General features: G+C 60.0%; 19 protein-coding genes. 8 read left to right on the top strand and 11 right to left on the bottom strand.

Annotation, left to right across the window (positions count from 1 at the left end):
* Positions 1 to 171 precede the first annotated feature (171 nt).
* Positions 172 to 1,059 (top strand): 1-acylglycerol-3-phosphate O-acyltransferase, YihG family, encoded by an 888-nt coding sequence (yihG, locus tag ACA051_RS27265; protein ID WP_497372607.1) that lies wholly within the window; start codon positions 172 to 174, stop codon positions 1,057 to 1,059.
* A gap of 1 nt (position 1,060) precedes the next feature.
* On the opposite strand, the gene ACA051_RS27270 is transcribed toward yihG, so the two are convergent.
* On the bottom strand, positions 1,061 to 1,618 hold the full coding sequence (locus ACA051_RS27270; protein ID WP_497372609.1) for a DUF2780 domain-containing protein: 558 nt from the start codon (positions 1,616 to 1,618) through the stop codon (positions 1,061 to 1,063).
* A 331-nt stretch (positions 1,619 to 1,949) separates the two neighbouring features.
* Here ACA051_RS27270 and ACA051_RS27275 point away from each other — a divergent pair, with 331 nt between their 5' ends.
* The 4 genes from ACA051_RS27275 to ACA051_RS27290 all read left to right on the top strand — a co-directional run bounded on the left by ACA051_RS27275 (position 1,950) and on the right by ACA051_RS27290 (position 4,430).
* Complete coding sequence (locus ACA051_RS27275) at positions 1,950 to 2,543, top strand: fasciclin domain-containing protein (RefSeq protein ID WP_497372611.1); 594 nt, start codon at positions 1,950 to 1,952, stop codon at positions 2,541 to 2,543.
* A gap of 54 nt (positions 2,544 to 2,597) precedes the next feature.
* Positions 2,598 to 3,233, top strand: coding sequence for an RNA polymerase sigma factor (locus ACA051_RS27280; protein WP_497372613.1), 636 nt, complete (start codon positions 2,598 to 2,600; stop codon positions 3,231 to 3,233).
* On the top strand, positions 3,230 to 3,904 hold the full coding sequence (locus tag ACA051_RS27285) for an anti-sigma factor (RefSeq protein WP_497372615.1): 675 nt from the start codon (positions 3,230 to 3,232) through the stop codon (positions 3,902 to 3,904). The genes ACA051_RS27280 and ACA051_RS27285 overlap by 4 nt, the downstream gene beginning before the upstream one ends.
* A 139-nt stretch (positions 3,905 to 4,043) precedes the next feature.
* The gene (locus ACA051_RS27290; RefSeq protein WP_497305994.1) at positions 4,044 to 4,430 is read left to right on the top strand and encodes a DUF3757 domain-containing protein; all 387 of its coding nucleotides are present in this window, start codon (positions 4,044 to 4,046) and stop codon (positions 4,428 to 4,430) included.
* A 65-nt stretch (positions 4,431 to 4,495) separates the two neighbouring features.
* On the opposite strand, the gene fdhA is transcribed toward ACA051_RS27290, so the two are convergent.
* From fdhA to ACA051_RS27330, 8 genes are all read right to left on the bottom strand, one after another.
* The gene (fdhA, locus tag ACA051_RS27295) at positions 4,496 to 5,695 is read right to left on the bottom strand and encodes a formaldehyde dehydrogenase, glutathione-independent (protein WP_007947729.1); all 1,200 of its coding nucleotides are present in this window, start codon (positions 5,693 to 5,695) and stop codon (positions 4,496 to 4,498) included.
* A 228-nt stretch (positions 5,696 to 5,923) separates the two neighbouring features.
* Positions 5,924 to 6,781, bottom strand: a complete 858-nt coding sequence (purU, locus tag ACA051_RS27300) for a formyltetrahydrofolate deformylase (RefSeq protein WP_497305996.1) — start codon at positions 6,779 to 6,781, stop codon at positions 5,924 to 5,926.
* A gap of 202 nt (positions 6,782 to 6,983) precedes the next feature.
* Entirely contained in the window at positions 6,984 to 7,616 is a 633-nt protein-coding gene (locus tag ACA051_RS27305) for a sarcosine oxidase subunit gamma (RefSeq protein WP_497372617.1), read from the bottom strand.
* A gap of 144 nt (positions 7,617 to 7,760) precedes the next feature.
* Positions 7,761 to 10,778: a sarcosine oxidase subunit alpha gene (locus tag ACA051_RS27310; RefSeq protein ID WP_497372619.1), complete on the bottom strand. Its 3,018-nt coding sequence runs from the start codon at positions 10,776 to 10,778 to the stop codon at positions 7,761 to 7,763.
* Positions 10,775 to 11,104, bottom strand: a complete 330-nt coding sequence (locus tag ACA051_RS27315) for a sarcosine oxidase subunit delta (RefSeq protein ID WP_497306002.1) — start codon at positions 11,102 to 11,104, stop codon at positions 10,775 to 10,777. Before ACA051_RS27315 ends, ACA051_RS27310 begins: the two co-directional genes overlap by 4 nt.
* A 14-nt stretch (positions 11,105 to 11,118) precedes the next feature.
* Entirely contained in the window at positions 11,119 to 12,369 is a 1,251-nt protein-coding gene (locus ACA051_RS27320) for a sarcosine oxidase subunit beta (protein WP_007947735.1), read from the bottom strand.
* 23 nt (positions 12,370 to 12,392) lie between these two features.
* The gene (glyA, locus tag ACA051_RS27325) at positions 12,393 to 13,646 is read right to left on the bottom strand and encodes a serine hydroxymethyltransferase (RefSeq protein ID WP_497306003.1); all 1,254 of its coding nucleotides are present in this window, start codon (positions 13,644 to 13,646) and stop codon (positions 12,393 to 12,395) included.
* 283 nt (positions 13,647 to 13,929) lie between these two features.
* Entirely contained in the window at positions 13,930 to 14,646 is a 717-nt protein-coding gene (locus ACA051_RS27330; protein WP_497372621.1) for a TraX family protein, read from the bottom strand.
* A 133-nt stretch (positions 14,647 to 14,779) separates the two neighbouring features.
* Here ACA051_RS27330 and ACA051_RS27335 point away from each other — a divergent pair, with 133 nt between their 5' ends.
* Both ACA051_RS27335 and ACA051_RS27340 read left to right on the top strand, forming a co-directional pair.
* Positions 14,780 to 15,820, top strand: coding sequence for a threonine aldolase family protein (locus ACA051_RS27335; protein WP_497306006.1), 1,041 nt, complete (start codon positions 14,780 to 14,782; stop codon positions 15,818 to 15,820).
* A 251-nt stretch (positions 15,821 to 16,071) separates the two neighbouring features.
* Complete coding sequence (locus ACA051_RS27340; RefSeq protein ID WP_497372623.1) at positions 16,072 to 16,896, top strand: SDR family oxidoreductase; 825 nt, start codon at positions 16,072 to 16,074, stop codon at positions 16,894 to 16,896.
* A 117-nt stretch (positions 16,897 to 17,013) separates the two neighbouring features.
* On the opposite strand, the gene gbcB is transcribed toward ACA051_RS27340, so the two are convergent.
* Positions 17,014 to 18,114 carry a glycine betaine monooxygenase reductase subunit gene (gene gbcB / locus ACA051_RS27345; RefSeq protein WP_497372625.1) on the bottom strand — a complete coding sequence of 367 codons (1,101 nt, stop codon included), beginning with the start codon at positions 18,112 to 18,114 and terminating at the stop codon, positions 17,014 to 17,016.
* Between the two features lie 296 nt (positions 18,115 to 18,410).
* On the opposite strand from gbcB, the gene gbca reads away from it, so the two are divergent.
* The gene (gbca, locus tag ACA051_RS27350; protein WP_497306010.1) at positions 18,411 to 19,706 is read left to right on the top strand and encodes a glycine betaine monooxygenase oxygenase subunit; all 1,296 of its coding nucleotides are present in this window, start codon (positions 18,411 to 18,413) and stop codon (positions 19,704 to 19,706) included.
* A 67-nt stretch (positions 19,707 to 19,773) separates the two neighbouring features.
* Here gbca and ACA051_RS27355 read toward each other — a convergent pair whose 3' ends face one another.
* Complete coding sequence (locus ACA051_RS27355; protein WP_403102054.1) at positions 19,774 to 20,052, bottom strand: hypothetical protein; 279 nt, start codon at positions 20,050 to 20,052, stop codon at positions 19,774 to 19,776.
* Between the last annotated feature and the right edge of the window lie 3 nt (positions 20,053 to 20,055).

Here is a 20,055-nt window from a genome sequence, read left to right on the forward strand (position 1 = left end):
CGGAGCCTTTGGGGCCGCTTCGCAGCCCAGCGGGAGCAAGCTCCCTCGCCACAGGGATCTCATCAGGCTGCAAGCATAACGAGGTAAAGGTGAAACATTCGTCACCGCCGATTTGGCCTGCCGCCCGAAGCTGCATATCATGGCGCGCCCAAAAGCTTTCAAGAGTTACTTATGCGCCGCCTGCTCACCGGCTGTTTCGTTACCCTGCTGCTATTGCTCAACACCCTGGTCCTGTTCGGGCCGCTGATGGTGTTTGCCCTGCTCAAACTGATCCTGCCCGGGCGTTTTCGCGACTACGCCTCCTGGGCGGTAATGTGGATCGCCGAAACCTGGGCCGAAATCGACAAGCTGATCTTCAAGTTATGCATCCCGACACAGTGGGACATCCGTGGTGGTGAAGGCCTGCGCGTCGATACCTCATATCTGGTCATCAGCAACCACCAATCCTGGGTCGATATCCCGGCCCTGATCCAGACCCTGAACCGCCGCACGCCGTTCTTCAAGTTCTTCCTCAAGAAAGAACTGATCTGGGTGCCGTTCCTGGGGCTGGCGTGGTGGGCCCTGGATTACCCGTTCATGAAGCGCTACACCAAGGCATTCCTGGCCCAGCACCCAGAGTTGGCCGGCAAGGATCTGGACATCACCAAAGCGGCGTGCGAGTTGTACAAGCGTCAGCCGGTGACCGTGGTCAATTACCTGGAAGGCACCCGATACACCGCAGTGAAAAGCACTCAGCAGCAGTCACCGTTCACCCACCTGCTCAAACCCAAGGCCGGCGGCGTGGCGTTTGTGCTGGCGGCAATGGGCGAACAGCTGGACGCCGTGCTCGATGTGACGGTGGTGTATCCGCAGCAGAAGATTCCGGGGTTCTGGGATTTGATCAGCGGCAACGTGCCGAGGATCATCATCGACATCAAGACCCGCGAACTCGACCCGGCGCTGTGGCAAGGCGATTACGAAAACGACCCGGTGTTTCGTGAAACGGTCCAGAACTGGGTCAACCAGCTCTGGATCGAGAAGGATCAACGCATCGACGAATTACGCGCCGGGCATCGCTAGATCAGCTACCGGCGCCGGCGCCCCAGATCCCGCCCAGGCTTTCCAGCAATGGACCGCCAACGCCCTGATCGCCGAGATATTTAAGGAGTACCGGAGCAAACTGGCCGACCATGCTGCCGTCCATCCCCAGGGCGCCGAACGCGCTGTTCAGGTCGCTGGTGTTCTTCACATTGCCCAGCGCGTTTTCCAGACCGGCCGATTTACCGGACGAACCGAGCAACCCGCTGAGGGCACCCAATTGACCGCCGCCGGACAGTTTGTCCAGACCCGGTACGCTTTTGGCCAGTTGCGAATAGTCGGTGGAGCTCAACTGATTTTTTGCCAGCCCCAGCATCGCCGCAGTGCCACCGACAGCTTGCTCGGGTTTTACGTTCAACTGCGACGTCAGCGCGCCGAGCAGCCCGGCGGTTTCCTGCGTAGGTGCGGCGGCAGTGGCTGCATTACCGCCCTGCATGCTCGAAGCTGCTTTGGTCACATCATCCAGGCTGAAACCGGCGAAGACCGGGCTGGCCGCCAGACTCATCAGCGAAGCCAGTGCAAAACCGCGTGAAATCTTCATCCAGACATCCTCTTGTGCCATAAAAACCGCCCGGCAATGGGTGGCGGAAAAACTGTTCCTTGGACTGGTGACCCTAAGGATTGTTCCCAGCCCAGTGAGCTTGTCGCGGTTTCTGTAGGAGCTGCCGAAGGCTGCGATCTTTTGATCTTGATTGTTGGCGGAACTGAATACGCTGAAGATCAAAAGATCGCAGCCTTCGGCAGCTCCAGGGTCATGCGTTGTGGCCAAGTCCAAAAAGAATGCCTTCGTGCTGCATCCAGTCTGGCCCCACCCGCGTATATCAAGCACGGACAGACATTTCTGGCCGATTCTCCCCACAAGGATCATCACCATGAAACGCACTTCGATCAAAACGCCGTTGATTGCCAGCCTGCTGACCCTGGCTCTTGGCGGCGGATTCGCCCTGAGCACCGTGCAAGCGGCAACCATGAGCCACGACTCGGTCATGGTCGGCGGCCAGAGCATGTTGCCGAGCAAGGACATCATCGACAACGCCGTGAACTCCGCCGACCACACCACCTTGGTCGCCGCCGTGAAAGCCGCAGGCCTGGTGGATACCCTCAAGGGCAAAGGCCCGTTCACCGTGTTCGCTCCGGTCAACTCGGCCTTCGCTGCGCTGCCGGCCGGCACTGTCGATACCCTGCTCAAACCCGCCAACAAAGCGACCCTGACTCACATCCTCACCTACCACGTGGTCGCCGGGAAACTTGACATGATGACTCTGGCCGAGAAGATCAAGGCCGGGGGCGGCAAAGCCGAACTGACCACCGTCGCGGGCGGCAAGCTGTGGGTGATGATGAACGGCCCGCACAACATCACCATCAAGGATGAAAAAGGTGACATCGCCGACATCACCACCTATGACGTGTACCAATCCAACGGCGTGATTCAGGTCATCGACAAAGTGCTGATGCCGAACACCTGAAGGATGCCGCCGACCTTGCGCATCAGGGTCGGCGGTTTGCCGAGGTGACCGCCCGTGAATGGAACAACTGCACAGCGTGAACTAACCTCTGCCTGCAATCGGCTCCTCACGCAGCCCACCTCAATTGCTTGGAGAACTGCCATTCCCAACGCCGACGCCGATCAGCTCAGGCAGCTTCTTGCCCAGTGTTCACTGGGCGACCGCCGCGCTTTCGAGACGCTTTACCGCAGCGTCGGTCCACGGCTGCATGGCGTAGCGCTGCGTTTCATGGGGCGACCGGATCTGGCTGAAGAAGTGCTGCAGGAAAGCTTCGTGCGCATCTGGAACAACGCCTCGCGCTATGAGGCGCATTTGTCGGCGCCGCTGACCTGGATGATCAACATCACCCGTCATCAAGCCATCGACCAGTTGCGCAAACACCGTGACCGGCCATTAAGCGACCTTGAAGAACAGGCGCTGGTGGATGAAAGCCCCTCGGCCCACGATCAACTCAGCAGTGCCCGTGAGGCCAACGCGTTGAACCGGTGCCTGGAAAGACTCGACGGCATGCAGCGCCAATCGATCACCGTGGCTTACTTTCAGGGGCTGTCCTGCTCTGAGCTCGCCGAACACCTGGACGCGCCGCTGGGCTCGGTGAAATCCTGGATCCGCCGCGGTATGGAGCGACTGCGCAGGTGTCTTGAATCATGAACTATCAAACCCCGACCCTGCGCCGCGCCCTCGCTGCTGATTACGCCATTGGCCTGATGCCTTCTGCCGCGCGTCGGCGTTTTGAACAGTTGTTGCTGGAAGACGCAGCGCTTCGCGCGGAACTGGCGCAGTGGCAGGAAAGCCTGGTCAGTTTGACCGAAGCCCTGCCCGAGCAGCCGTTGCCGGATCGGGTGTGGAAAGGCATCACCGCGCGAATCGAACCGCAAGTGCTTCATTTGCCAGAGAAGCGTCCGTTCTGGAACTGGTTGCGGGTGACGGGGGCGGTTTGCTCGCTGGTGATCGCCGTGACCTTGGGCGTGTTCTACAACCGCGACAATGCGCGTTACAGCGCCACACTGCTGACGGCCGAGGCGCAGCCTGCACTGAAGGTTGAGGCGCATAAGGATTATCTGAAGGTCGAGCCGCTGACGCTGGCAGCGGTTGAACCGGGGCGCAGTCTGGAGTTGTGGGCGATTCCGGCGGATGGCAAACCGATTTCCCTCGGTGTGATTCCGGCTGACGGCATGGGTCGTGTAGAGCTGAACGATATGCAGAAGGCGCTGATCGGCAAGCCGATTGCGTTGGCGGTCAGTCTTGAACCGAAGGGTGGTTCGCCGACGGGGCAACCGACCGGGCCAGTTCTGTATCAAGGGGCGTTAGCAATGCTGTGACCAGCGACGACGGCCAGCAACGCTATAGGAACCGCAAGTTTTATTTCAAAACGGCATAACTGACTGTCAGAAGTGACAGTGGCCGCATAAACGGCATCCGCGCAGCATGAACACTTCATTTCATGTAAAGGACTACATCATGCGGATCGCTATGATTGTCATTGTTTTGGCCATTGCCGGTACTTCGAGCGCCGCTCAGGCTGATATCTGTCCTGAGGTCTCCAAAATCAAAAAGACAGATCAAGGTTTTGCGGCAGAGGATGAATCGGGCCGGAAATGGGAAGGAGAGAATCCGACGCTCACAAGCATCGATAAAAATACAACCGTCTTTGAAAGCGCCACGTACGTCACAAAAGACGAGAACGAAAACGGCCCCATCAGCGTGAGTCAGATGAGTTGCCGCTACAAAAATATCGCCTTGGTACTCGACAAGGTGACCGGATGGAAGCCGACCTCTGAAGAGTGGGACAAATCAAATAACTGTACGAAATCCATCAGTGAATGCTCATTCTCTCTGAGCAATTAGTTGAAACCGGCAGCTATAAAAAAGGGCGACATAACTGTCGCCCCTTTTTCCGTCCTGCTCCCAGCTTACGCCGCACTAAACAACTTATGCGGATCGATCACAAACTTCTTCGGCACGCCCGCATCGAACTCGCCGTAACCACGTGGCGCGTCATCCAGGCTGATCACCTCAACACCCACAATGTCGGCAATGTGGATACGGTCCCACATGATCGCCTGCATCAACTGGCGGTTGTACTTCATCACGGGCGTCTGGCCGGTGTGGAAGCTGTGGGATTTGGCCCAGCCCAGACCGAAGCGGATGCTCAGGCTGCCCATCTTCGCGGCTGCGTCGACGGCACCCGGATCTTCAGTCACGTACAGGCCAGGGATACCGATTTTGCCGGCAACCCGAACCACGCCCATCAGCGAGTTGAGCACGGTGGCCGGAGCTTCGTGTTTCACGCCGTCATGGCCGTGACCACGCGCTTCGAAGCCCACGGCGTCGACGGCGCAATCCACTTCAGGCTCGCCCAGCAGTGCAGCGATTTGCTCGTGCAGCGGGGTGTCCAGGGACAGATCGGCGATTTCGAAACCCTGCGCCTTGGCGTGTGCCAGGCGGACGGTGTTGACGTCGCCGATGATCACCACCGCAGCGCCCAACAGGCGAGCGGAAGCGGCAGCGGCCAGACCGACAGGACCGGCACCGGCGATGTACACGGTGCTGCCTGGGCCAACGCCGGCCGTCACTGCGCCGTGGTAACCGGTCGGCAGGATGTCGGAGAGGCAGGTCAGGTCGCGGATTTTTTCCATCGCGCGATCGCGATCAGGCAGTTTCAGCAGGTTGAAGTCGGCGTAAGGCACCATCGCGTATTCGGCCTGGCCGCCGGTCCAGTCGCCCATGTCGACGTAACCGTAAGCACCGCCCGGACGCGCCGGGTTAACGCTGAGGCAGACACCGGTGTGCATTTCCTTGCAGGAACGGCAGCGCCCGCAAGCAACGTTGAACGGCACCGACACCAGGTCGCCGATCTGCAGGTTCTCGACGTCGCTGCCTTTTTCAATGACTTCGCCGGTGATTTCGTGGCCCAGCACCAGACCGGTCTGAGCGGTGGTACGGCCGCGCACCATGTGCTGGTCGGAACCACAGATGTTGGTGGAAACCACACGCAGGATGACGGCGTGGTTAATCTTCCTGCCGCGCGGGTCCTGCATTTTCGGATAGTCGATTTTCTGTATTTCGACTTTGCCATTGCCGAGATACACCACACCACGATTGCCAGACATGCTTTCACCTCGCTGTTGTTTTTATGTAGCGGTCGCGTCGCCATGGTGCGGCGGCGCGTTGATTGCTCGGGTTATTGCCTGTGTCTTTTGTGTTGTTTGTTCGGGCCTCTTCGCGAGCAAGCCCGCTCCCACATTTGATCTTCGGTGTGACGGAGATCTGTCTACTCATGCAGATCCCCTGTGGGAGCGGGCTTGCTCGCGAATGGGCTGCGAAGCGGCCCCAAAAATCTAGAGAACGACGGTGCGATTGGCGTTGAGAAATACCCGTCGCTCAATGTGATAACCCACCGCCCGCGCCAACGTCAGCCCTTCGATATCCCGCCCCTTGGCGATCAGATCTTCGGGGTAGTGACTATGGTCCACGGCCTCGACGCCCTGGGCGATGATCGGGCCTTCGTCCAGGTCGTTGTTGATGTAGTGCGCCGTGGCGCCGACCAGTTTCACGCCCTTGTTATAGGCCTGGTGATAGGGCTTGGCACCCTTGAAACCCGGCAGCAGGGAGTGATGGATGTTGATCGCCTTGCCGTCGAGTTTGCGGCACAGCTCGGGCGACAGGACTTGCATGTAGCGGGCAAGGATCACCAGTTCGGCGCCGGACTCTTCGATCACTTGCCAAACCTGACGCTCTTGCGACGGCTTGTCGTTCGGGTCCAGCGGGAAATGGTAGTACGGAATCTGGTGCCAGTCGGCCAACGGCTTGAGGTCCGGGTGGTTGGAGACCACGGCGGCCACGTCCATAGACAACTGGCCGATGCGCTGGCGGTAGAGCAAATCGTTGAGGCAGTGATCGGCCTTGGACACCATGATCACCACTTTTGGCCGATAGTTCGGCGGTGTCAGTTCGAAGATCATGCCGAAGGCTTGGCCGCGTTCTTCCAATCCAGCGCGGAAGGCTTGTTCGTCGAAGCCGTCGGGCTGGCGGAACTCCACGCGAATGAAGAAACGGCCCGAGAGCCGATCATCAAAGGAATGGTGCTCGGTGACGTAGCAGCCCTGCTCGAACAGAAAGCGGGTCACCGCGTCCACGGTGCCGAGGACGCTTGGGCAGTCGGCGGTCAGAATCCATGTGTCTGGGGCGCGGCTCATAGTGCGGTGACTCCTGCTGCAAATTGGGTGGTCACAGAGGACCCTGTGGCGAGGGGATTTATCCCCGTTGGGCCGCGAAGCGGCCCCAAAATCAGCAACCGCATTCCTTCATAAAGAATACGGGTTCAGGTTTTACGACTGCTTCGCAGCCGAACGGAGATAAATCCCCTCGCCACAAAAGCAGTCTTGACACACCACTGAGTCAGGCCTGGACGCTAAGCCCGTATTCAGCCGCAGCATCCTGCAACCACAACCACCAGTAATCCGAGAAGCTGCGGCGGATCAGCAGTTCCCAAGTGTCTTCAGCGGTATGGCGGATCACCAGTTGCGACTTGGCGAACACGGTGCCGACGGCCTTGCCCACCGGAAAACTGTTCGGGTGCACGTCGTAGCTGGTGGATTTCATCAGCACCTGGCGCACGTTCGGGCCGCTCAGTTCGAGGAGCTGCTGGCCGCCGCTGACGTTGGTAATCGCAATGTGCAGATCACCCAGCGCTTCGCGCAGTTTCTGCTCGGCGGCGAATTCTTCACCGGTTGGCACGATCAGCAGCCATTCATCCGGCCCAATCCATTGCAGGCTGGTTTCGCCTTTGACGACGACGGTCAGCGCAGCTGGCAGTTCGATGCCGAGGGCCTTGTGCACGCCAGCGGCGAACGCAGCATCGTGGCCATCACCACGAATGGTCAGGTGGCCGAGGAGTTTTTTCTCACGCACGATCACGCCGGCGCTTTTGCGGCCCTTGCCCACCAGGCTGGCGAGGTCGGCATGATGCAGCGACGACTCGGCCTTGGCTCCGGTGGTTGGGCGTTGTTGGTATACATTGGCTACGGTCATAAAGCACCTTTCCTGAATTCTGTTGGTTCCTGTGGTGGCTGGACTGCCGTCATCGCCAGCAGGCTAGCTCCCACATTCAACCGCGTTCCCCTGTGGGAGCTAGCCTGCTGGCGATTGGTAGCCCGCCCACAGATCTCGAGGCCATCAAATGTTCTGGCGATCACCCTTTGGATCGAAGAACACCGAAGAAACGATTTCCGCCTCGATCACGCTGCCGTCAGCCAGCGGCGCGAACACACGCTCACCAATACGCTTCAAACCGCCCTTCACCACGCCCATGGCAAACGAATAGCCCAGGGAGTTGTGCAGGTAGCTGGAAGTGACGTGACCGACCATCGTCATCGGGATCGTCTGCTTGGTGTTGAACACCAGTTGCGCACCTTCCGGCAGCCATTTGGTCGGATCGATCGGCTTCAGGCCCACCAGCTGTTTGCGTTGATCACGCACGCAGTCTTCGCGGTTCATGCCACGCTGGCCGATCCACGAGAACGGTTTGGTGCGACCGACACACCAGCCCATGTTCAGGTCGTCCGGGGTCATCGAGCCGTCGGTGTCTTGACCGACGATGATGAAGCCCTTCTCGGCCCGCAGGATGTGCATGGTTTCGGTGCCATATGGCGTCAGGTTGTATTGCTTGCCAGCCTCGACGATTTTTTCCAGCACACCCATCGCGTAGTCGGCTTGCACGTTGACTTCATACGACAGCTCACCGGTAAACGAAATCCGGAATACCCGCGCCGGCACACCGCCGACCAGGCCTTCTTTCCAGGTCATGAACGGGAAGGCTTCGTTGGTCAGATCAATGTCGGTGACCTGGCTGAGCAGCTTGCGGCTGTTCGGCCCGGACAGGGTCATGGTTGCCCAGTGATCCGTCACGGAAGTGAAGTACACCTTCAGGTCTGGCCATTCGGTCTGGTGGTAGATTTCCAGCCATTGCAGCACGCGTGCAGCGCCGCCGGTGGTGGTGGTCATCACGAAGTGGTTGTCGGCGAGGCAAGCGGTGACGCCGTCGTCGAACACCATGCCGTCTTCTTTGCACATCAGGCCGTAACGCGCCTTGCCCACGTCGAGCTTGGTCCAGGCGTTGGTGTAGATGCGGTTCAGGAACTCACGGGAGTCCGGGCCCTGGATGTCGATCTTGCCCAGGGTCGAGGCGTCCAGCAGGCCAACGCTGTCGCGCACGGCTTTGCATTCGCGTTTCACGGCGGCATGAATGTCTTCACCGTTTTTCGGGAAGTACCAAGGACGCTTCCACTGACCGACGTCTTCAAACTCGGCGCCGTTCTTCACGTGCCAGTGATGCAGCGCGGTGTGACGGACAGGTTCGAAGATGTGCCCACAGTGACGGCCGGCCACGGCGCCGAAAGTCACCGGCGTGTAGTTCGGACGGAACATGGTGGTGCCCATCTGCGGGATGGTCACGTTCAGCGAACGGGCGGCAATGGCCAAGCCGTTGACGTTGCCGAGCTTGCCCTGGTCCGTACCAAAGCCCAGTGCGGTGTAACGTTTGACGTGCTCGACCGACTCGAAACCTTCGCGGGTGGCCAGTTCGATGGCGGCCGCAGTGACGTCGTTTTGCAGGTCTACGAATTGCTTCGGTCCGCGTGAGGTGCCTTTTTCGTGCGGCACCTGGAACAGCGCCAGGGTTGGCTCTTCGAGACGGCTCAGGGCTTTCGGCAAGGTGCCTTCGACCACGCTGAAACCGGCTTCGCTGGCCGCGCGAGCGCCGCCTTCAAAACCATCGGCCAGGGAATCACCGAGGCCATAGACGCCGTTGATGCCACCGACGCACACGCGTTTCTGCGGTGCTTCGCCCGGTACGAAACCGAGAATGTCTTCACGCCAGGTCGGCTTGCCGCCCAAGTGCGAAGCCAGGTGAACCACCGGGCTGTAACCGCCGGAGGTCGCGACCAGGTCGCAATCGAGCCACTCGCCAGGACTGGTCACGGCGTGGGCTTTGACATCGATCGCAGCGATGCGAGCAGCAGTAACGTGCTTGCTGCCACGGGCTTCGATCACGGCACTGCCGGTCAGGATGCGGATGCCTTTAGCGCGGGCTTCTTCCACCAGCGCACCACGCGGATTGCTGCGGGCATCGGCGATGGCGACGACTTGCAGGCTGGCGTCGAGCCAATCCAGGGCCACGCGGTAGGCGTGATCGTTGTTGGTCGACAGCACCAGTTTCTTGCCCGGGGCCACGCCGTAACGGCGCACGTAAGTCGACACAGCGCCGGCGAGCATGTTGCCCGGCACGTCGTTGTTGCCGTAAACCAATGGACGCTCGCAAGCGCCAGTCGCCAGCACCACACGTTTGGCGCGAACCCGGTGGATGCGCTGACGGACCTGGCCAATCGGGGCGCGGTCGCCGAGGTGATCGGTCAGACGCTCGTGGATGGTCAGGAAGTTATGGTCGTGGTAACCGTTGACCGTGGCGCGCGGCAACAGCAGCACGTCCGGAGTGTCTTTGAGCTCGGCGATGACGCTGGCCACCCACTCGCTGGCAGGCTTGCCGTCGAGGCTTTCGCGGGAGTCGAGCAGGCTGCCGCCGAACTCTTCTTGCTCATCAGCCAGGATTACGCGAGCACCGCTACGAGCGGCTGCCAGTGCAGCGGCCAGGCCAGCAGGGCCACCGCCGACGATCAGCACGTCGCAGTGCTGGTTCATGTAGTCGTAGGTGTCCGGATCGTTCTCGGTCGGCGAGCGGCCAAGACCGGCGGCCTTACGAATGTACTTCTCGTAAGTCATCCAGAACGATTGCGGGTACATGAAGGTTTTGTAGTAGAAGCCCGGCGGCATCAGCTTGCCGCCGACCTTGCCGAGAATCCCCATCATGTCGTTGTTCACGCTCGGCCAGCCGTTGGTGCTGGTGGCGACCAGGCCTTGATAGAGCGCTTGTTGCGTGGCGCGTACGTTCGGGATTTGCGTGGCTTCAGTCGCGCCGATCTGCAGCACGGCGTTCGGCTCTTCGGCGCCAGCAGCAAAGATGCCGCGCGGACGGGAATACTTGAAGCTGCGACCAATGATATCCACACCGTTGGCCAGCAAGGCCGCGGCCAGCGAATCGCCTTCAAAGCCTTTGTAAGTCTGGCCGTTGAAGGTGAAGCTCAGCACTTTGTTGCGGTCGATCCGTCCGCCGTTGGACAGGCGATTGATCTGGCTCATACCTTCTCTCCCAGAGCCGTGGCGGCCGCTTTCGGGCTATCGGTCTTGTCGGTGAATTGTGGCTTGGTGCCGATCTTGTAGGTCTCGAGAATCTCGTAGGTCACGGTGTCACGGGTGGCGTTGAAGTACTGACGGCAACCGGCGACGTGATCCCACAGCTCGTGGTGCAGACCGCGAGGGTTATCGCGGAAGAACATGTAGTCGCCCCACTCCTCGTCGGTGCAGGTGTTCGGATCCAGTGGACGCGGGATGTGCGCCTGGCCGGATGCGTGGAATTCCTCTTCGGAGCGCAGTTCGCCGCAGTGAGGACAGAAGATATGCAACATGGGGATTTCTCCTGTTAGTGGGCAACCGCAGCAGCGCCGTGTTCATCGATCAACGCACCGTTGTGGAAACGGTCGATGGAGAAAGGTGCAGCCAATGGGTGCATTTCACCCTTGGCCAGACTCGCGGCAAACACGTTGCCCGAGCCAGGTGTGGCCTTGAAGCCACCGGTGCCCCAACCGCAGTTGAAGAACATGTTCGGGACCGGGGTTTTCGAAATGATCGGGCACGCATCCGGCGTGGTGTCGACGATGCCGCCCCACTGACGGTTCATGCGCACGCGGGACAACACAGGGAACATCTCGACGATGGCCTGAATGGTGTGCTCGATCACCGGGTACGAACCGCGCTGGCCGTAGCCGTTGTAGCCGTCGATACCGGCGCCGATCACCAGGTCGCCCTTGTCGGACTGGCTGATGTAACCGTGTACGGCGTTGGACATGATCACGCTGTCGATAATCGGTTTGATCGGCTCGGACACCAGCGCTTGCAGCGGGTGGGATTCGATCGGCAGACGGAAACCGGCGAGTTTGGCCATGTGCCCGGAGTTACCGGCGGTCACTACACCGACGCGTTTGGCGCCGATGAAGCCTTTGTTGGTTTCAACACCGATGCACACGCCGTTTTCCTTGCGGAAGCCGATCACTTCGGTCTGCTGGATCAAGTCCACGCCCAGGGCGTCGGCGGCACGGGCAAAGCCCCACGCCACGGCATCGTGACGGGCCACGCCGCCGCGACGCTGGACGGTTGCGCCCATCACCGGGTAGCGCGTGTTCTTGGAGCAGTCGAGGTACGGAATCTCGTCGGCCACTTGCTTGGCATCGAGCAGTTCGCCGTCCACGCCGTTGAGGCGGTTGGCGCTGACCCGACGTTCGGAATCACGAATGTCCTGCAAGGTGTGACACAGGTTGTAAACGCCGCGCTGGGAGAACATCACGTTGTAGTTCAGGTCCTGAGACAGGCCTTCCCACAATTTCATCGCGTGTTCGTACAGGTGCGCCGACTCGTCCCACAGGTAGTTGGAGCGAACGATGGTGGTGTTGCGCGCGGTGTTACCGCCGCCCAGCCAGCCTTTCTCGACCACGGCCACGTTGGTGATGCCGTGCTCTTTGGCCAGGTAGTAGGCGGTCGCCAGACCATGCCCGCCACCGCCGACGATGACTACGTCATAGACCTTTTTAGGGGTCGGCGTGCGCCACATTTTCTGCCAGTTTTCGTGATGGCTGAGGGAGTGTTTGAAGAGGCCGAAGCCCGAGTAGCGTTGCATAGTCATTTACTCCAAAACCGCGCTCAGCGATAAACCGGGAAGTCCGCGCACAGGGCCGACACTTGCTGCGCAACATTGGCCTCGACATCGGCATCGCCGAGGTTGTCGAGGATGTCGCAGATCCAGCCGGCCAGCGTGACGCACTGGGTCACCTTGAAGCCGCGCGTGGTCACCGCCGGGGTGCCGATGCGCAGGCCGGAGGTCACGAACGGCGACTGTGGATCGTTCGGCACGGCGTTCTTGTTCACGGTGATGTGGGCGCGACCGAGTGCTGCATCCGCCTCTTTGCCGGTGAGGCCCTGACGGATCAGGCTGACCAGGAACAGGTGGTTATCGGTGCCGCCGGACACTACATCGTAGCCGCGTTTGATAAATACGCCGGCCATGGCCTGGGCGTTATCGATCACTTGTTGTTGGTAAGCCTTGAAACCTGGCTCCAGCGCTTCCTTGAAGCACACCGCTTTACCGGCGATGACGTGCATCAGCGGGCCGCCCTGGGCACCCGGGAACACCGCGGCGTTGAGCTTTTTCTCGATTTCTTCGTTGGCCTTGGCCAGGATCAGGCCACCACGTGGACCGCGCAGGGTCTTGTGGGTGGTGGTGGTGACCACGTCGGCGTACGGCAGCGGGTTCGGGTACAGGCCGGCAGCGACCAGACCGGCAACGTGAGCCATGTCGACGAACAGCAGCGCACCGACCTTGTCGGCGATCTGACGGAAACGTGGGAAGTCGAGGGTCTTGGAGTAAGCCGAGAACCCGGCAACGATCATCTTGGGTTTGCATTCGACGGCCAAACGCTCGACTTCGTCGTAGTCGATCAGCCCGGTTTTGGTGTCGATCCCGTACTGCACGGCGTTGTACAGCTTGCCCGAGGACGACACTTTGGCGCCGTGGGTCAGGTGACCACCGTGAGCCAAGCTCATGCCGAGAATGGTGTCGCCAGGCTGGATCAGGGCCAGATACACAGCGCTGTTGGCCGAGGAGCCGGAGTGCGGCTGCACGTTGGCGTAGTCGGCACCGAACAGTTGCTTGGCGCGTTCGATGGCCAGTGCTTCAACTTTATCGACGTGCTCGCAACCACCGTAGTAGCGCTTGCCCGGATAGCCTTCGGCGTATTTGTTGGTCAGGCCGCTGCCTTGCGCTTCCATGACGCGTTTGCTGGTGTAGTTCTCTGACGCGATCAGCTCGATGTGATCTTCCTGGCGTTGCTCCTCGGCATTCATCGCCGCCAGCAGTGCATCGTCGTAACCCTTGATCTGGTCTTGCTTGCTGAACATCGCGTCTCTCCCAGCGGCATCTATGCGCCATTCGTCTCGGTAAGGCACCGGTGTTTCGACAGTGCCCTTTGATGCGATGGTATGACCGGCGCAGACAGGCCAAATGCCTACGGACGCCACGCAAAGGTGCGTTTACGACATGGGCTGAAATGGCATGCCCAACACACTCCTCAAATCAGCACAGAACCCTGTGGGAGCGGGCTTGCTCGCGAATGCAGTGTGTCAGCCACCGTTGATGTCGACTGGCCTGACGCATTCGCGAGCAAGCCCGCTCCCACAGGGGTTAGGTGGCGATCTGGCGGGCGAGTAACAAAATCAAGAAATGCAGTGGATAGAGCGCATATGCCCAGCGACGCATCGGCGGCGGTTTGAGTCGGCCGGCGTGGCGCAGTAAAAGCACACCGGCCAATGGCGCAATCAGACAAGCGGCAATGCCGAGGACTGATGCACGGTTACCGATCCGCGCGGAGTAAAACAACACCTCCCATTGATTCGCCGCCAGGCACACCAGCCCCGGCAACAGGCTGAAATACCAGGGCCGCCTGATCACCAGCAACATCGCCAGCGGCAGCAGGACGCCGAAGAAACCAAACATCAGCCACTGCGCGAATAGTGCCGCCAGCGTCAGGGCGCCGACCGCGAGCAGTCGCGATTGCAGGCTTCGATCCTGCCAGCCACGGGCCACCAGCAACCCCAGCGCCAACGTAGGCAACACGTTCAACGTGTCGGGATCAGGAATGAACATTCGATACGGAATTTCGCTGAGGGCGCTGAACAACAGCAACCAGCCCAGGTATCGCCACTGGCCGTCGGTCGTCACTGTCCGGGTGCGTGACAGGTTGGCCGCCATCGCCAGGCAGAACCACGCAAACGCCAGTCGTCCCGGCACATACAGCAGATCAACGGAGTAACCGACATATCGCAGGTGATCGAACACCATGCTCAATAGCGCCAGCCACTTGAGCAGATCCAGTGCCCCATCCCTTTGCGTCATGTGCATAATTGCCCGTCGTCTTTGTATTTTTCTGTCCGACACAGCGCGTGTGCTCACCGGATGATCTTCGGTACAGTGCGCACCATCATTGACCACGAGGCGCTTCACCATAAGCGTCTCGACCACGGAAAGCAGGGCCATGACCGATAAGAGCCAACAATTCGCCAGCGACAACTATTCCGGTATCTGCCCTGAAGCCTGGGCGGCCATGGAACAGGCCAACCACGGCCACCAACGCGCTTACGGCGACGATGAATGGACCGCTCGCGCGTCCGATGATTTCCGCAAACTGTTCGAAACAGACTGCGAAGTGTTTTTCGCCTTCAACGGTACCGCGGCCAACTCGCTGGCCCTGTCGTCGCTGTGCCAGAGTTACCACAGCGTGATCTGCTCGGAAACCGCCCACGTCGAAACCGACGAGTGCGGCGCCCCGGAATTCTTCTCCAACGGTTCCAAGCTGCTGATTGCCCGCACCGAAAACGGCAAGCTGACCCCGGAATCGATCCGCGAAATCGCGCTCAAGCGCCAGGACATCCACTACCCGAAACCGCGCGTCGTGACCCTGACCCAGGCCACCGAAGTCGGCAGCGTCTACACCCCGGAAGAAATCCGCGCCATCAGCGCCACCTGCAAAGAGCTGGGCCTGAACCTGCACATGGACGGCGCGCGCTTTTCCAACGCCTGCGCGTTCCTCGGCTGCTCCCCGGCGGACCTGACCTGGAAGGCCGGCGTCGACGTGCTGTGCTTCGGCGGCACGAAAAACGGCATGGCGGTGGGGGAAGCGATTCTGTTCTTCAACCACAAACTGGCCGAAGACTTCGACTACCGCTGCAAACAGGCCGGGCAACTCGCCTCGAAAATGCGCTTCCTCTCGGCCCCATGGGTCGGGATCCTGGAAAACGACGCCTGGCTCAAATACGCCAAACACGCCAACCATTGCGCGCAACTGCTGGCAGAGTTGGTCAGCGACATCCCCGGCGTGGAACTGATGTTCCCGGTGCAGGCCAACGGCGTGTTCCTGCAACTGTCGGAACCGGCCATCGCCGCACTCACCGCCAAGGGCTGGCGCTTCTACACCTTCATCGGCAACGGCGGCGCACGCTTCATGTGCTCGTGGGACACCGAAGAAGAGCGCGTGCGCGAACTCGCGGCGGATATCCGCGAAGTCATGTCCGCCTGATCCCTTCGAGCAACAACCCGATCTCCTGTGGCGAGGGAGCTTGCTCCCGTCCGGCTGCGAAGCAGTCGTAAAACCAGCCAATGCGGTCTGCCTGACAGACCGCATATTCAGGTTTTGGGGCCGCTTCGCAGCCCAGCGGGAGCAAGCTCCCTCGCCACAAAAGCTCACTCACCACTCACCACAGCGTCTTGGTCTACATTGTCCTGCGAACCACTCGATTCGCTCAGACAATAACAATCAGGAGCTTACGCATGTCATTACAAGGCAAAACCCTGTTCATCACCGGCGCCAGCCGTGGCATCGGCCGCGAGATCGCGCTGCGGGCCGCGCGGGACGGGGCCAATATTGTGATTGCCGCCAAAAGCGCCGAGCCCCATCCCAAGTTGCCGGGGACGATTTTCAGCGTGGCGCAGGAAGTTGAAGCCGCGGGTGGCAAGGCCCTGGCTTTGCAGGTGGATGTACGCGACGAGGTCGCGGTGCGTGAAGCCTTGGCCCAGGCCAACGAACATTTCGGCGCTATCGATGCGCTGATCAACAATGCCGGGGCGATCAAGTTGACCGGGGTGCAACACATCGAGCTCAAACGCTTCGACCTGATGCACCAGATCAACACCCGCGCCGTGTTGCTCTGCAGCCAGGCCGCGCTGCCTTACCTGAAAAAGAGCAGCGGCCACATCCTTAACCTGTCGCCGCCGTTGAACCTGGCGACAAAGTGGTTCGCGCAATACAGCCCCTACACCGTGACCAAGTACGGCATGAGCATGTTGACGCTGGGCATGAGCGAGGAATTCAGGAACTACGGGATCAGCGTCAACTCGTTGTGGCCGCAGACGATGATTGCCACCGCCGCCATCGAGTTTCAGCTGGGGTCGCGGGAATCCTTCAAACACGCACGAACGCCGGCGATCATGGCGGATGCCGCCCACGTGATTCTGGACAGCAGCGGGCGCAGCATCACCGGGCGGTTACTGATTGATGAGGACATCCTGCGGGAAATCGGTGTGACCGAGTTCGAGCATTACCGCTTCGAACCCGGTTCCAACGACAAGCTGATGCCAGACCTGTTTGTCGACTGAAAGCACCGGCCCTGTGGGAGCGGGCTTGCTCGCGAAAGCGGTGTGCCATTCAACGATGATGTTGACTGAACCACCGCTTTCGCGAGCAAGCCCGCTCCCACAAGGGATGGGTGCTACTTAGAATTCGATGCGCACGTCGCCCTTCGGCACGCTGCAGCACGACAGGATGTAGCCCTCGGCTTCGTCTTCCTCGGTAATCCCGCCGTTGTGGTCCATCTCGACCTCGCCGCCCAACTTCAGCACCTTGCATGTGCCGCAGATGCCCATGCCGCAGGCCTTCGGAATCAGCAGGCCGAGTTTGGCAGCCGCCGCATGCACGGTTTCACCCGGGGTCACGCGAATGCTTTTGCCGGAGGAGATGAATTCGACTTGATGCAGGTCCGCCAGATCGACTTCCGGCGCGTCGGCGGCGATTTCGGCCTGTTCCACCGCATCGGCACGGGCTTCCGGTGGCGTGGCGCCGAAGGATTCCTCGTGATAACGCGACATGTCGAAGCCAACCGCTTCGAGCATGCGCTTGACCGCGTTCATGTACGGCGTCGGGCCGCAGCAGAACACTTCGCGCTCCATGAAGTCCGGGGCCATCAGTTCGAGCATCTTGTGGTTCAGGTAACCGCGATAACCGGCCCACGGTTCACCCAGTCCATGCTTTTCGCAGATCAGGTGCAGGCTGAAGTTATCGATCCGCGACGCCATGTGTTCCAGCTCGCGGTGGTAAATGATGTCCTTGGGCGAGCGGGCGCTGTGGATAAACACCATGTCGACGTTGCCGTTGGTGTCGTAGTACCAGCGCGCCATGGACATGACTGGCGTGATACCGACACCGCCGCTCAGGTACAACACCTTCGGCGCGGTGAAGTCCATGGCGTTGAACAGCCCGACCGGACCGTGCACGGCCAACTCCTGACCTTCATGCAGGGTGTCGTGCAGCCAGTTCGACACTTTGCCGCCCGGCACGCGCTTGATGGTCACGGAAAAGCTGTACGGCACCGATGGCGAGCTGGAAATGGTGTAGGAGCGCATGATCGGCACGCCTTCGATTTCCAGCTCCAGGGTGACGAACTGCCCCGGTTTGAAGAAGAACAGGATCGGCTGGTCGGCCATAAAGCAGAAGGTGCGCACATCCCAGGTTTCCTGGATGACTTTGACGCAACGGACGATGTGTCGACCGTTGGCCCAGGTCTGGGTGGTTACCGGATTCAGGAAGCTGTTGGACATGCTGTTCTCCACCGCCGATGGTCGGCCTTATGTTGACGATTCTGCGTAACGCGCGGACCACCCATTTACCTATCTGCGACATTCACATACTTATCGCGACCAGCCCCCAACTACCGGGGGTTACGCGTCGGGAACAGAGTGGGCCATGTCGCTCATGGATAAGGTTCCGGCCAACAGCGGCCCCACACTCGCCCCATACCAAGACACAACCTTTACACCTTGCTTTACACCTTGCGTAGCAAACCTGATTAGCCACTTTTCGCCGGCCACACAGAATGGCCTTGAGGATCAAATCGATGGACGTCACCGCAAAAATCAGCCTGGGCGATCCGCTGGAACCCGCACGCAAGGCCACCGCGCAGATGCTGCAAGAGCGCGAGCGCACTTTCTCGCTGCCGCAGCCGTTTTACTCTGACGAGCGGCTGTTTGAAATCGACATGCAGGAAATCTTCCAGAAAGAGTGGTTGATCGCCGGCATGGCCTGCGAAATCCCGACCAAGGGCAACTACCTGACCCTGCAAGTCGGCAAGAACCCGATCATCGTGATTCGCGGCGCCGAAGGCGTGATCCATGCGTTCCACAACGTCTGCCGGCACCGTGGTTCGCGTCTGTGCACCAGTGAAAAAGGCAAGGTCGCCAAACTGGTCTGCCATTACCACCAGTGGACTTACGAACTGGACGGTCGCCTGCTGTTCGCCGGCACCGAAATGGGCGCCGACTTCGACATGAAGCAGTACGGCCTCAAACCGGTGAACGTGAAGACCGCCGGCGGTTACATCTTCATCAGCCTGTCGGAGAACCCGCCAGCGATTGATGACTTCCTGTCGACGCTGAACCATTACATGGAACCGTATGACATGGAGAACACCAAGGTGGCGATTACCACCACCTTGATGGAAAAGGCCAACTGGAAACTGGTGCTGGAAAACAACCGCGAGTGCTACCACTGCAACGCGTCGCACCCGGAACTGCTGAAAACCCTGCTGGAATGGGACGACGTCACCGACCCGCGTGCCGACCAGGCCTTCAAGGACCACGTCGCCGCCTCCGCCGCGGCCTGGGAAGCCGAGAAGATTCCTTACGCCCACGCCAGCTTCGGCCTGCGTAACCGCATCGTGCGCATGCCGCTGCTCAAGGGCACCGTGTCGATGACCCTGGACGGCAAACAGGGCTGCGCCAAACTCATGGGCCGCATCAAGAACCCGGACCTGGGCTCGATGCGCATCCTGCACCTGCCGCACTCGTGGAACCACTGCATGGGCGATCACATCATTGTCTTCACGGTGTGGCCGATCAGCGCTCAGGAAACCATGGTCACCACCAAGTGGATCGTCCACAAGGACGCGGTTGAAGGTGTGGACTACGACGTGGAGCGTATGCGCCAGGTCTGGGATGCGACCAACGACCAGGACCGTCGCCTGGCCGAAGAGAACCAGCGCGGGATCAACTCCACGGCCTACCAGCCTGGCCCTTATTCCAAGACCTATGAGTTTGGTGTGGTGAACTTTGTGGACTGGTACAGCGAGCGGTTGCTGAACAACCTTGGGGCTGAGCCTGCGGCTTACCTTAAAGGGGTTCCGGTTCAGGGCTGACCACACGGCACCCGAGACGAAAAAAACCGCGAGCGTCCTCGCGGTTTTTTTGTGTCTCACGGTATCGCTACCAGTTCCAGGATTTGATAATCCTCTGCGCCACCGAAAAGATGCTGTTTATATCGGAAGCACTGGGCGGCTGTTTATAGTCGGGATTGATTTTTCGTTGCAGCTCATCATATAAGCCATCAATCTTTTCATCGGTTCTCCTTTTATCGCGCTGACGAAGAACATTGAGCCTTTCTTTATTATCCTCAAGCGCTCTATTTTCTTCGAAGTTAAATGCACGACACCACTCACCCTCAAGTGGATCGATAAAAGGAGGCGGACCAACAGGTTTATTCATCGC

Source organism: Pseudomonas sp. LBUM1669 (assembly GCF_059695705.1).

Excerpts from the sequence above, each read along its gene's own strand:
- purU (WP_497305996.1), bottom strand. The coding sequence starts at position 6,781 with ATGAGCCGCGCCCCAGACACATGGATTCTGACCGCCGACTGCCCAAGC.
- gbcB (WP_497372625.1), bottom strand. The coding sequence starts at position 18,114 with ATGTCCAACAGCTTCCTGAATCCGGTAACCACCCAGACCTGGGCCAAC.
- ACA051_RS27310 (WP_497372619.1), bottom strand. The coding sequence starts at position 10,778 with ATGAGCCAGATCAATCGCCTGTCCAACGGCGGACGGATCGACCGCAAC.
- yihG (WP_497372607.1), top strand. The coding sequence starts at position 172 with ATGCGCCGCCTGCTCACCGGCTGTTTCGTTACCCTGCTGCTATTGCTC.
- ACA051_RS27330 (WP_497372621.1), bottom strand. The coding sequence starts at position 14,646 with ATGCACATGACGCAAAGGGATGGGGCACTGGATCTGCTCAAGTGGCTG.
- ACA051_RS27335 (WP_497306006.1), top strand. The coding sequence starts at position 14,780 with ATGACCGATAAGAGCCAACAATTCGCCAGCGACAACTATTCCGGTATC.
- ACA051_RS27275 (WP_497372611.1), top strand. The coding sequence starts at position 1,950 with ATGAAACGCACTTCGATCAAAACGCCGTTGATTGCCAGCCTGCTGACC.
- gbca (WP_497306010.1), top strand. The coding sequence starts at position 18,411 with ATGGACGTCACCGCAAAAATCAGCCTGGGCGATCCGCTGGAACCCGCA.
- ACA051_RS27305 (WP_497372617.1), bottom strand. The coding sequence starts at position 7,616 with ATGACCGTAGCCAATGTATACCAACAACGCCCAACCACCGGAGCCAAG.
- ACA051_RS27285 (WP_497372615.1), top strand. The coding sequence starts at position 3,230 with ATGAACTATCAAACCCCGACCCTGCGCCGCGCCCTCGCTGCTGATTAC.
- ACA051_RS27355 (WP_403102054.1), bottom strand. The coding sequence starts at position 20,052 with ATGAATAAACCTGTTGGTCCGCCTCCTTTTATCGATCCACTTGAGGGT.
- ACA051_RS27315 (WP_497306002.1), bottom strand. The coding sequence starts at position 11,104 with ATGTTGCATATCTTCTGTCCTCACTGCGGCGAACTGCGCTCCGAAGAG.
- glyA (WP_497306003.1), bottom strand. The coding sequence starts at position 13,646 with ATGTTCAGCAAGCAAGACCAGATCAAGGGTTACGACGATGCACTGCTG.
- ACA051_RS27320 (WP_007947735.1), bottom strand. The coding sequence starts at position 12,369 with ATGCAACGCTACTCGGGCTTCGGCCTCTTCAAACACTCCCTCAGCCAT.
- ACA051_RS27270 (WP_497372609.1), bottom strand. The coding sequence starts at position 1,618 with ATGAAGATTTCACGCGGTTTTGCACTGGCTTCGCTGATGAGTCTGGCG.
- ACA051_RS27290 (WP_497305994.1), top strand. The coding sequence starts at position 4,044 with ATGCGGATCGCTATGATTGTCATTGTTTTGGCCATTGCCGGTACTTCG.
- fdhA (WP_007947729.1), bottom strand. The coding sequence starts at position 5,695 with ATGTCTGGCAATCGTGGTGTGGTGTATCTCGGCAATGGCAAAGTCGAA.
- ACA051_RS27340 (WP_497372623.1), top strand. The coding sequence starts at position 16,072 with ATGTCATTACAAGGCAAAACCCTGTTCATCACCGGCGCCAGCCGTGGC.